The 11,822-nt window shown below is 73.1% G+C and carries 7 protein-coding genes; 2 read left to right on the forward strand and 5 right to left on the reverse strand.

Translation table 11 applies throughout. The features are described from left to right. Positions 1–160: 160 nt before the first annotated feature. Together ACFVGO_RS31990 and ACFVGO_RS31995 are read right to left on the reverse strand one after the other, a co-directional pair. Positions 161–1,162, reverse strand: coding sequence for a YhjD/YihY/BrkB family envelope integrity protein (locus ACFVGO_RS31990; RefSeq protein ID WP_359911574.1), 1,002 nt, complete (start codon positions 1,160–1,162; stop codon positions 161–163). Between the two features lie 103 nt (positions 1,163–1,265). After that, the gene (locus ACFVGO_RS31995) at positions 1,266–2,264 is read right to left on the reverse strand and encodes a glycosyltransferase family 2 protein (RefSeq protein WP_359911576.1); all 999 of its coding nucleotides are present in this window, start codon (positions 2,262–2,264) and stop codon (positions 1,266–1,268) included. Positions 2,265–2,398: 134 nt separating this feature from the next. On the opposite strand from ACFVGO_RS31995, the gene ACFVGO_RS32000 reads away from it, so the two are divergent. Both ACFVGO_RS32000 and ACFVGO_RS32005 read left to right on the forward strand, forming a co-directional pair. Continuing rightward, positions 2,399–5,971, forward strand: coding sequence for a bifunctional glycosyltransferase family 2 protein/CDP-glycerol:glycerophosphate glycerophosphotransferase (locus ACFVGO_RS32000; protein WP_359911579.1), 3,573 nt, complete (start codon positions 2,399–2,401; stop codon positions 5,969–5,971). A gap of 208 nt (positions 5,972–6,179) precedes the next feature. Beyond that, positions 6,180–8,729, forward strand: a complete 2,550-nt coding sequence (locus ACFVGO_RS32005) for a CDP-glycerol glycerophosphotransferase family protein (protein WP_380635565.1) — start codon at positions 6,180–6,182, stop codon at positions 8,727–8,729. Between the two features lie 83 nt (positions 8,730–8,812). Here ACFVGO_RS32005 and ACFVGO_RS32010 read toward each other — a convergent pair whose 3' ends face one another. The 3 genes from ACFVGO_RS32010 to ACFVGO_RS32020 form a co-directional block, all read right to left on the reverse strand. Continuing rightward, positions 8,813–9,367 carry a 2'-5' RNA ligase family protein gene (locus tag ACFVGO_RS32010; RefSeq protein WP_359915476.1) on the reverse strand — a complete coding sequence of 185 codons (555 nt, stop codon included), beginning with the start codon at positions 9,365–9,367 and terminating at the stop codon, positions 8,813–8,815. Then, complete coding sequence (gene trpS / locus ACFVGO_RS32015; RefSeq protein ID WP_359915480.1) at positions 9,364–10,359, reverse strand: tryptophan--tRNA ligase; 996 nt, start codon at positions 10,357–10,359, stop codon at positions 9,364–9,366. Before trpS ends, ACFVGO_RS32010 begins: the two co-directional genes overlap by 4 nt. Positions 10,360–10,434: 75 nt before the next feature. After that, positions 10,435–11,760, reverse strand: a complete 1,326-nt coding sequence (locus ACFVGO_RS32020) for a hemolysin family protein (protein ID WP_359915475.1) — start codon at positions 11,758–11,760, stop codon at positions 10,435–10,437. Between the last annotated feature and the right edge of the window lie 62 nt (positions 11,761–11,822).

The raw sequence follows: 11,822 nt of genomic DNA on the forward strand, positions 1-11,822 counted from the left end.
GGCCGGTTCGGCGTCGTCGGCTGGTCGGCCGTGGTGCTCGCCGGTGTCGCGCTCGGGTACGGCGCGCTGGTGCTGCGGCGCCGCTCCGCCGGCTGATCCGCCGACGAGGCCGAACCGGCTGATCCGGCAGCTGAACTCCGGCCCGCGGCAGGGCCCGGCCTCAGTCCTGGGGCCGGGCTTTCCCCTTTCCCTTTCCCTCCGTCTTCTCCTTCTTCCGGGCCCGGGCGGCCTGCTCCGCGGCGTCCGCCCGGGCCGCCGCCTCCGCCTTGTCGGCCGCTTCCAGCAGCGTCCGCCCGTGCGCCCTGGTCCGCTCCCGGGCGGCCTGCGGGTCGGCCGTCGCCGTCCAGGCCACGCAGTACATCAGCAGCCGGGAGACGAAGTTGATCCAGAGCAGCAGCGCGACCGGCGTGGCGAACGCCCCGTAGAGGCTCCGTCCGGCGATCGAGCCCAGGTAGGAGGCGAGCAGGATCTTCAGCAGCTCGAAGCCGACGGAGCCGATCAGCGCGCCCTGCACGAGGTCCCGGCGGCGCTGGTCGGTGATGCCGGGGAAGGGCGCCAGCAGGTAGGCGAAGAGCAGCATGTCGCACGCTATGGCGATCAGCACGCCGACGGCGGTGAGCAGGTACCCGCTGTTGAGGCCGATCGCGTCGGCGATCCGGCCGGCCAGCGTGGTCCCGGTGGCGGAGGCGGCCAGTGAGAACAGCGAGACCAGGCCGAGGCCGCCCAGCACCGCCACGTCCCAGGCCTTGCGCAGCACCGGGTTGCCCTCCTCCTGGGGCAGTTGCCACAGGTCCCGGATCGAGGTGCGCATGGTGTCCACCCAGCCGAGGCCGGAGATCAGCAGCAGCGCCCCGCCGACCAGCCCGACGGTGCCCGCGTTGGACACCAGGGCCGGCAGGTTGAGCGCGTCCGAGAGCCCCGGCAGCTGGTCGGAGATGTGCTTCTGCAGCTCGTGCACCCGGTCGTCGCTGAGCGCCGCGGCGGCGATCGCCAGGCCCACCGTGAGCAGCGGGAAGAGGGCGAGGAAGCCGAAGAAGGTGACGGCGCCGGCCAGCCGGTTGCCCCGGGCGGCGGAGAAGTACTCGTACACCCGGTACGGGCGGCTGCGCAGCACCCGGGCCACGAGCGGGCCGAGGACCGGCAGACGGGTCAGGAAGTCCACCCACCGGTTATACCGGCCCTGTCCCCCGAATGGGCGTCAGGCCCCGGGTGGGTGTCCCGTGGCTTTCGGCGGACCCGGCGAGGACCGGCAGGACGCCCCGCGGCTACCGCTTGACGAGTCGACGGGCCTTGGCGAGGGCGCGGACGGCCTGGTAGGCCCCGTAGCGGCCGTGGCTGAGCAGTTCGGTGCGCACGCCGTCCACGCCGGCCGGCGGCCGGTAGCCGGCCGGCCGCAGCCGGGCGCAGTGCCCGGCGGCCCGGCGGAAGTACTCGCGGCGGTCGCCGGGCGGGACCCGGCCGGGCTTGGAGACCACGGTGTTGAGGTGGTGCAGCATCCGGCCGTAGACGACCGGGCGCCAGCGCTCCAGGTCGGGGCGGCGGTCGAGGAAGGCGAAGACCAGGTCGTACTGGGCGAACACGTCGAAGTGCTTGCGGCTGGCGGTGGCCAGGATGTTGCCGCCCTCCTGGCGCTGGCGGTAGTGCACGCCGACCTGGTCGAGCAGGGTGATCCGGGCGGCGGCGAGCAGCGCCGGGTACGTCCAGGGGGTGTCCTCGTAGTAGCCGGCCGGGAAGACCAGCCGCTGTTCGGCGATGAAGCCGCGGCGGTAGGCCTTGTTCCAGACGACCTGGAGCAGGTCGAGCAGGTCGGGGCGGGCGTCGAGGTCGAAGACGTCCGGGGAGGCGGCGCCGAAGACGTGGGCGGAGGCGGCCCGGGTGATCCGGCCGTCGGCGTAGGTGCGGGCGTAGTCGTAAACCAGGATGTCCGGGTCACCCGTGGCGGTGAGCCGCTCGTCGATGCCCTTCAGCAATCCGGGGGTGAGTGTGTCGTCGCTGTCGAGGAAGATCACGTAGTCCCCGGTGGCGACCTCCAGGCCGGCGTTGCGGGCCCGGCCGAGGCCGACGTTCTCCGGCAGGTGCAGCACCCGGACCCTGGCGTCGGCGGCCGCGGCCTCGTCCAGCAGGGCGCCGCAGCCGTCCGGGGAGCGGTCGTCCACGGCGATCAGTTCGAAGTCCGGGCCGTCCTGGCCGAGTACCGAATCGAGGCATTCGGAGAGGTAGTCCTGGACCTGGTACACGGGGACGATCACGCTGAAACGGGACACGGACCCAGCGTAGTGGTCCCGGGGTGGGCGAGGTCCCCGGAGGTAGGATCGGGGGCGCACGTACGCACCGATCCAAGTGCGGCCAGGCCCCGTACGGGCTGCCACGCTCCTCCAGAGAAAGGCCTGCGTAGCCGATGGCTCCCCGCCTCTCCATCGTCGTCCCGATCTACAACGTCGAGCGCTACCTCGTCGAATGCCTCGACTCGATCGCCGCCCAGACCTTCACGGACTTCGAGTGCGTCATGGTCGACGACGGTTCGAAGGACGGCAGCGCGGCGCTCGCCGAGGCGTACGCGGCCGAGGACTCCCGGTTCCGGCTGGTCCGGCAGGTGAACAAGGGACTCGGCGCGGCCCGCAACACCGGCATCCGGCACATCGACCCGGACTCCGAGTTCCTGTGCTTCGTGGACAGCGACGACTCGATGCCGCCGAGCGCGTACGAGCTGATGATCAACACGCTGGACGAGACCGGCTCGGACTTCTGCACCGGCAACGTGCTGCGCTTCCGCGCCGTGGGCTACTACCAGTCCGGCGGCCACCTGAAGCCGTTCAAGGAGACCAGGCTCAAGACCCACATCACCGAGATCCCGGCGCTGGTCACCGACCGCACCGCGTGGAACAAGGTGTACCGCCGCTCGTTCTTCGACGGCGCCGGCCTGCTCTACCCCGAGGGCATCCTGTACGAGGACGCGCCGGTCAGCGTGCCGCACCACTACCTGGCCAAGAGCGTGGACGTGCTCTCCGAGCCGATCTACCACTGGCGCGAGCGCGAGGTCGGCGAGATGTCGATCACGCAGATGCGCACCAACCCCAAGGGCCTGATCGACCGGGTCGCCTCGGTCGAGCTGGTGCGCGCCTGGCTGATGAAGCAGACCGAGCCGCGCTTCGCCGAGTACCTGCGCTCCTACGACGAGAACACCCTCGTCGAGGAGATCCCGATGTTCTTCTCGTCCCTGGTGGAGGGGGACAAGGACTACCGGGACGCCTACCTCCAGCACGTCGGCCGGCTGCTCCGGGCGATCGGCTCCGACCACGTCGGCCGGCTGCGCGCGCCGGTGCGGCTGAAGTACCACCTGACCCTGTCGGGCCGGATGGACGAGCTGGTCGACCAGATCACGTACGAGCGCGAGAGCGGCGGCGGTGTCCAGGCCCGCGGCCTGCTGCGCCCGTACGCCGACTACCCGTTCCTGCGCGGCGGGCGCAAGAGCGTGCCGGCCGGGGTGCTCAAGCTGGACAACTCGCTGGTCATCCGCAGCCGGCTGTACCGGAGCGTCTGGGAGGACGGGAAGCTGCGGCTGACCGGGCACGCCTACCCGGAGCAGCTGGGCGCGGCCGGCAAGCACGACATGGTCCGCACCCTGGTGCTGCGCGAGGCCAAGGGCCGCCGGGTCATCGCGGTGCCGATGAGGACGACGTACAGCCCCGAGGCCACCGCGAGCTGCCAGCACGACCTGTACAGCTGCGACTGGTCCGGCTTCAACGTGGCCATCGACCCGAAGAGGCTCAGGCACCGCGGCCAGTGGAAGGACGGCAACTGGCGCGTCCTGGTGGCCGGCGCCGGCAAGGGCGGGGTCTACAAGGGCCGGATCTCGGCCGGGTGGAGCGACAGCGCGCAGTTCCTCCCGTCGCACTGGGTCGAGCCGGACGTGCGGATCGTGCCGTGGATCCGGGACAACTTCGTCTACCTCCGGGTGGAGACGGTCAAGGCCCGGGTGACCGGCCTGGCCGCGCACGGCGACCGGCTGGAGGTCTCGGGCGCGGCCCGCTCCGGCCCGAGCTTCGCCGGGGCGCGGCTGCGGCTCACCCACGCCGAGTCGGACCGCCACGTGACGTTCCCGCTGGAGCTGGGCGCTCCGGTCGGCTCGCTCCAGCCGTTCACCGCGCTCGCCCCGGTCGCCGAGCTGACCGCCGTCCGCGAGGCCTGGGCCGAGCTGGACCCGGTGGCCGCCGAGCGCAGCCGCGACCACTGGGACGGCTCCCTGCTGCTGGCCGACGGCAGCACCGTCCCGCTGGCCTGGGACGACCGCAACGCGCCCGAGCGGCTGCACCTGGCGCTGAACCCGCAGGCCCCGGTGGCCGAGCGCCGGGCGCTCTACTCCAAGCCCTCCCCCAACGGGCACCTCCAGTTCACCGACCAGGTGCTCCAGCCGCTGGTGGACGACGTGTCCTCGCGCGGCGCCGACGGCTTCCTGCTGAGCGGCTCGTTCCCGCTGCCCGGCGCGCACCGCTGGGAACTGGTGGTCCGTCACAAGTGGCGCGAGGAGGAGCACGCCTACCCGGTGGAGATCTCCGACGGCCGGTTCCGCACCGCGCTGCCCGCCGTGCCGACCGCCTCCTTCGCCGGCCGGGTGCCGCTCTCCCGGGGCACCTGGCACGTCGTCTTCCGCCCGGTCGGCGTGCAGGTGCCCGAACTGCCGGACGCCGCCGCGCTGGTCACCCCGGACTGCTTCGACGTCCTGCCGGTCGTGGTGGAGTCCCGCGGCAAGCGGATACTGCTGGAGCGTCGCGACCACGACGGCCTGTCGCTGGAATCGGACTCGGTGCTGCTGCCCGAGGAGCGGGCCGGTTTCCGCCAGCGCCAGCTGCAGAGCGTGGACTACCCGGCCGCCCGACGGCTGCCGGTGCGCGACACGGTGGTGTACCACACCGGCAAGTACGGCACGTACTCCGGCTCGCCCCGGGCCGTCCACGAGGAACTGGTCCGCCGCGGCCTGCCGCTGGAGCACCTGTGGGGCAACGACGACATGCAGGCCGAGCTGCCGCAGAGCGCGACCGCGCTGCGGTACCGCAGCCCGGAGTGGTACGAGGCGCTGGCCACCGCCAAGTACGTGGTGGCCAGCACCCACCTGCCCGACTTCTTCGTCCGCCGTCCCGACCAGGTGGTCGTCCAGACCTGGCACGGCACCCCGCTGAAGCAGATCGGCTTCGACTTCGAGAAGGTCTGGTTCACCGACTCCAAGTACCTCAAGAGCCTGGCCCGGGAGGTCCCGAACTGGAGCCTGCTGGTGGCCGGCAACCGCTGGTCGGCCCCGGTGCTGCGGCGCGCCTTCGACTTCAAGGGCGAGATCCTGGAGAGCGGCTCGCCCCGGAACGACCTGCTGTTCGCCTCCGACCGGGAGAAGACCGCCGAGCAGGTCCGGGAGCGGCTCGGCCTGCCCGAGGGCAAGAAGGTCGTGCTCTACGCGCCGACCTGGCGCGAGGACCGGCGCCGGCCGCAGGACGGCTACCAGATCGACCTGCGGATCGACCTGGCGGCGGCGAGGGCCGCGCTCGGCGACGACCAGGTGCTGCTGGTGCGCCGGCACCACCTGATGTGCGGCCAGATCCCGGGCGCCGGCAACGGCTACATCTGGGACGTCGGCAGCTACCCCGACATGGCGGAGCTGCTGCTGATCGCCGACGTGCTGGTGACCGACTACTCGGCGAGCGTGTTCGACTTCGCGGCGACCGGCAAGCCGATCGTGTTCTTCACCTACGACCTGGAGCACTACCGGGACAACCTGCGCGGCTTCAGCCTGAACTTCGAGGCCGAGGCGCCCGGCCCGATGCCGGCCACCTCCGAGGAACTCGTCTCCGTGCTCGGCCGGGTGGACGGGATCACGGCCGAGTACGCGGACCGGGCCACCGCGTTCCGCGAGGCGTACTGCGACCTGGACGACGGCAAGGCCGCCGCCCGGGTGGTCGACGCGATGCTCCGCAAGGAGTAGCCGCCGCGCCCGCTTGTGTCCGGGCACCTGTGCGTCCGGGCGGAAGGGACCGAAAAGGGCCCGGCGGAAAGGACCGGAACACCGGATCCGCATTCGAACCGGCGTTCCCGGAAATGCATTCCCGGGGGCATTCGAAAAAGCGTGCAATTGACCCCGGCGCCATTTCTGGATGGGATGTTGACTTCCCTTCCGAAGGGCTCCCACCGCCATGCCTGTGCTCACGCGGCTGGTCCTGCCGCACGCCGCCCCCCGGGTGACCGCCGGCCGCCCCGCCGAGGACGAGGACGTCGTCTTCGGGCTGCTGCGCGCCCGCTGGCACGGCCGCGGCCTGGAGCTCACCGGCTTCGCCCGCCCGAAGGGCCAGGACACCGCCCGCCCCGGCTCCGCCTGGACCTGGCTGACCCTGCGCCACCAGAACCGGTCCCAGCCGCCGCTGCACCTGCGCTCCCGCCCCCGCCGGATGCCCGAGGTCACCGACGACAGCGCCCAGTCCGAGCACAACCACGACTGGTCCGGCTTCACCGCGCTGATAGCACCCGGCCGGCTGCGCCGCGGGGACCACTGGCTGCTCGGCGACTGGCGGATCGAGGCCACGCTCTTCACCCGCCCCCGCCCCGCCCGGGTGCGCCGCCGGTACGGCGCCCTCGCCCCGCACTGGTGCGGCTCCGGCGAGTACCCGCCGGCCCACTGGGTGGACGACGGCGTCCGGCTCCAGCCGTTCTTCGCCGACGGCCGGCTGCGGCTGCGGCTGGAGCGCCCGGCCGTCCGGATCACCCGCGCCGCCCCCGCCCCCGACGGCCTGGACCTGGGCGGGGTCGCCGACGCCTGCCCCTCCGGCACCGTGCTGCGGCTGCGCCACCGGGAGAGCGACGCGGTGGTCGAGCAGCCGCTCGCCCGCACCGGCAACACCTTCACCGTCCGGGTGCCGTACCGGCCGTTCACCGCCGACGGGCGGGGCAGCGGCAGGCTGGAGCACTGGGACGCCGAACTGCTGCGCCCCGACGGCGGCACCGAACAGCTCTGCCTCGACGAGCGCGGCGGCCCGGTGGCCGGCCAGCACCCGCTGCCCGGCGTCCCGGACCGGGTGCTCTACCTCAAGCACCTCGCCGACGGCCGGCTCCAGCTCTGCGTCCAGCCCGCGGCCGGCCTGGTCGACCGGATCGCCGTACGGGACGGCGGCTTCGAACTGTCCGGCCGCTGCCCGGACCCGGCCGCGGACCGGCTGCAGCTGGTGCTGCGGCACGCCGGCTCCGCGAGCGAGGTCCGCACCCCGGTCGCCACCGGCCCGGACGGCCGCTTCCGGGTCCGGGTGCCCGCCGCCCGGACCGGCTCGGACGGCGTCGCGCTGCCGCTGCGCAAGGGCGTCTGGGAAGCCGCCCTGGAGCCGGTCGCCCGCCCCGGGGACGGCCGGCCGCTGCTCGCCGCCCCCGCCGCACTGTCCGCCGTCCCCGCCGCCACCACCGCCGGCGGCAAGCGGGTCCTGCTGCAGCGCCGGTGGCACGACACCCTGGTGGTGGACTCCACCCCGGTGCTCACCGCCACCGAGCGCAGCGCCTGGACGCAGCGCCGGCTGCGCACCGAGCGCTACCCGGCCGCCCGCCGCGCGCCGCTGCGCGAGGCGGTGCTGTACGACGTGTTCGGCGGCCGCGGCTACGCCGACTCCCCGCGCGCGGTGCACACCGAACTCGTGCGCCGCAACGCCCGGTTGGAGCACCTGTGGGTGGTCGACGACGCCCAGGCCGAGGTGCCGCCCGGGATCGTCCCGGTGCGCAGCTGGAGCCCGGAGTGGTACCGCGCGCTGGCCACCTGCCGGTACCTGGTCGGCAACACCCACTTCCCGGACTTCCTGGAGCGCCGTCCCGGCCAGGTCGTCGTGCAGACCTGGCACGGCTCCCTGCTGAAGCGGATCGCCCACGACGTCGAGAGCCCCTGGCTGGCCGACCGCGGCTACCTGGCGGCGCTCGACCGGGAGACGCCGCAGTGGAGCCTGCTGCTCTCCCCCAGCCCGTTCGCCACCCCGATCCTGCGGCGCGCCTTCCGCTACGCCGGCGAGCTGCTGGAGTCCGGGTACCCGCGCAACGACGTGCTCGCCCGACCGGACCCGCGGACCGTCGCCGCCGTCCGCCGCCGGCTCGGCGTTCCCGAGGGCCGGCGGATCGTGCTGTACGCACCGACCTGGCGCGAGGACCAGCAGCGCGGCGACGGCGAGGGCTTCCGGCTCGACCTGCGGCTGGACCTCGACCACGCCCGGCGCCTGCTCGGGCCGGACCACGTGCTGCTGGTCCGCCCGCACGCGCACGTGCGCGAACCGCTGCCCGGCGCCGGCGACGGCTTCCTGTACGACTGCGGGGACTACCCCGACCCGCAGGAACTGCTGCTGGTCGCGGACGTCCTGGTGACCGACTACTCGTCGATCATGTTCGACTTCGCCATCACCGGCCGTCCGATGTACTTCTTCACCTACGACCTGGAGCACTACCGCGACACCCTGCGCGGCTTCTCCTTCGACTTCGAGGCGAACGCCCCCGGCCCGCTGGTGCCGACCTCGGCCGAACTGCTCGGCGCGCTGCGCGGACTCGCCGACGGCGACGGCGGACCGCCGCCCGACTACGCCGAGCGCTACCGGCGCTTCCGGGCCGAGCACTGCGCCCTGGACGACGGCCGCGCGGCCCGCCGGGTGGTCGACCGGATGCTCGAACTCGGCGGCCGGGGAGGCCGGGAGGCGGGGCCGGGCGGGGAGGCCGGGCGGCGGGGCTAGGCGGGGAGGCCGGGCGGCGGGGCTAGGCGGGGAGGCCGGGCGGCGGGGCTAGGCGGGAATGCGGGGCCAGGAGACGCCCAGGTTCACCCGAACGGGTAGCTCCGCCAGGGCCGCCAGACCTCGTCCGCGCCGAACCGGGAGAGGCCGAAGCCCTCCACCGGGAAGTCCGCCCGGAAGTCGCGCGCCTGCTCGTACGCCTGGTCCAGCACGTCGTCCGACAGTCCGTGGGCGACCGTCACGTGCGGGTGGTACGGGAAGGCCAGCTCGCGGGCCAGCGGGCCGGAGCGGATGTCCGCCTCCAGCAGCCGGCACTCCTGGGCGCCCTCCTCGACCCGGACGTACACCACCGGGGAGACCGGGCGGAAGGTCCCGCTGCCGTGCAGCAGCATCCGGAACGGGCGGTGCGCGGCCGCCACCGCCGCCAGGTGCTCCTCGATCTTCGGCAGCGCCTCGGCGGGCACCTCGGTCGGCGGCAGCAGGGTGACGTGGGTGGGTATCGACCGGGCCAGCGGATCGCCGTGCCCGGCCCGGGCGTCCTGGACCGCCGCGCCGTACGGGTCCGGGACGCTCACGGACACGCCGATGGTGACGACCTCGGGGAGGTCGCCACCACCGGGCAGGTGCGTGAGGGGAGTCACCGCTTGGCGGCCGGAAGGAAGCCGATCCGGTCGTACACCGTCTCCAGCGTCACCGACGCCACCGCGCGCGCCTTCTCGGCGCCGATCGCCAGCACCCGGTCCAGCTCCGCCGGGTCGTCCAGGAACACCCGGGTGCGCTCCTGGAAGGGGGTGACCCACTCGGCGAACAGCTCGGCCAGCTCGGTCTTCAGGGCGCCGTACATCTTGCCCTCGAAGTGCTCGACCAGCTGGTCCACCGACCGGCCGCTGAGCGCGGAGTGGATGCGCAGCAGGTTGGAGACGCCCGGCTTCTCCTCCTCGTCGTAGGAGACGACGGTGCCGGTGTCGGTGACGGCGCTCTTGAACTTCTTGGCGCTGACCTTCGACTCGTCCAGCAGGCCGACCAGGCCCTTGGCCGAGGAGGCCGACTTGCTCATCTTGATGCCCGGGTCCTGGAGGTCCATGATCTTCGCCGTCTCCTTGAGGATGTACGGCTTCGGGATCGTGAACGTGGGGGCGTAGCGCGAGTTGAACCGCTCGGCGATGTCGCGGGTGATCTCGACGTGCTGGCGCTGGTCCTCGCCGACCGGGACGGCGTCCGCCTGGTAGAGCAGGATGTCCGCGATCTGGAGGATCGGGTAGGTGAACAGGCCGACCGTGGTGCTCTCGGAGCCGTACCGGGAGGACTTGTCCTTGAACTGGGTCATCCGCGAGGCCTCGCCGAAGCCGGTGAGGCAGTTCATCACCCAGGCGAGCTGGGCGTGCTCGGGCACGTGCGACTGGACGAAGAGCGTGCAGTGGTCCGGGTCCAGGCCCGCGCCGAGCAGCTGGGCGGCGGAGATCCGGGTGTTCTCGCGCAGCGTCGCCGGGTCCTGCGGCACCGTGATCGCGTGCAGGTCGACGACCATGTAGAAGGCGTCGTTCTCCTTCTGCAGGTCGACCCACTGGCGCACCGCGCCCAGGTAGTTGCCGAGGTGGAACGAGCCGGAAGTGGGCTGGATGCCGGAGAGCACCCGGGGACGGTCCTTGGCCGGACCGGTGACCGCTGCGTTGACCATGCGCGCCATTGTTCCAGTTCCACCGCTCGCTCAGGAAACCTCCGCCCCCGGAGGTTCGGCCAGTGTGACCGCACTCACCCCGACCCGGGCGATCCGCCGGCCCTCGACCTTGGCCACCGTCAGCAGCACCCCGCCGCCGCCCTCGACCGGAACGCGCACCTGGTCGCCGTCCCGGGGCAGCCGGCCGAGCGCGGCGACCAGGCAGCCCGCCACCGTCTCGTACGGACCCTCGGGCAGGGAGACGCCGGTCTCCTCGGCGAAGTCGCCGAGGTTGAGCAGGCCGTCCAGCTCGACGCCGCCGCCGGCCAGCCGGCGGGTGGGGGCGGCCTCCGGGCGGTCGTACTCGTCCCGGATCTCGCCGATCACCTCCTCGACCAGGTCCTCCAGGGTGACGATCCCGGCGGTGCCGCCGTACTCGTCCACCACGATGGCCAGATGGTGGCCCTCCCGGCGCATCTCGCCCATCGCCTCCAGCACCAGCTTGGTGCCAGGCAGCAGCTTGACCGGGCGGGCCAGGTCGCGGACCTTGACGGCCTGCTCGCCGCGCGCGCCGTACAGGTCGCGGACGTGGACGAAGCCGACCACCGCGTCGGCGCTGCCCTCGACCACCGGGTAGCGCGAGTGCGGGGAGGTGTCGGCCTGGTGCCGCACGGCGGCCAGCGGGCGCTCGGCGTCCAGGAAGGTCACCTCGGTGCGCGGGACCATCACCTCGCGCAGCTGACGCTCTCCGGCGGAGAACACATCGGCGATCAACGCCCGTTCGTCGCTTCCGAGTTCGGTGTTGGCGGCGACCAGGCCGCGCAGTTCCTCGGAGCTCATCGAGCCGCGGCCCGCCGCCGGGTCGCCGCCGAGCAGCCGGACCATCAGGTTGGTGGAGTGGCCGAGCAGCCAGATCACCGGCCGCAGCACCACCGACATCACGTCCACCACCGGGGCGGCGATGACCGAGATGGACGCGGCGCGCTGCAGGCCGATCCGCTTGGGGGTCAGCTCGCCCAGCACCAGCGAGGCGTAGCTGATCACCAGGGTGAGGCCGACCAGGGCCACCGCGTCGGCCACGCCCGCGGACAGCCCGGCCCGGACGAACAGCGGGGCGACCTTGCCGGACAGGGTGTCCGCGCCGAAGGCGGCCGACAGGAAGCCCATGCAGGTCACGCCGACCTGGACGGCGGCCAGGAAGCGGTTGGGGTCGGCCGCCAGGTGCGCGGCCCGCGCCGCGCGCCGGGTGCCGAGCCCCTCCAGCGTCCGGATCTGGCCCTCGCGCAGCGAGATCAGCGAGATCTCGGCGACGTTGAACAACCCGCCCAGCAGGATGAAGACGAGGACGAGCGCGGCGTCCCCGAGTGTTTCGTTCACAGCGGGCCAGTGTAGGACCGCCGCTGCCGCGAGGACCCGGACACGACGGCGGGGGGGGGGGT

Source organism: Kitasatospora sp. NPDC057738, from assembly GCF_042798815.1.
Taxonomy (GTDB): domain Bacteria; phylum Actinomycetota; class Actinomycetes; order Streptomycetales; family Streptomycetaceae; genus Kitasatospora; species Kitasatospora lactacystinica.

Excerpts from the sequence above, each read along its gene's own strand:
- ACFVGO_RS32005 (WP_380635565.1), top strand. The coding sequence starts at position 6,180 with ATGCCTGTGCTCACGCGGCTGGTCCTGCCGCACGCCGCCCCCCGGGTG.
- ACFVGO_RS32000 (WP_359911579.1), top strand. The coding sequence starts at position 2,399 with ATGGCTCCCCGCCTCTCCATCGTCGTCCCGATCTACAACGTCGAGCGC.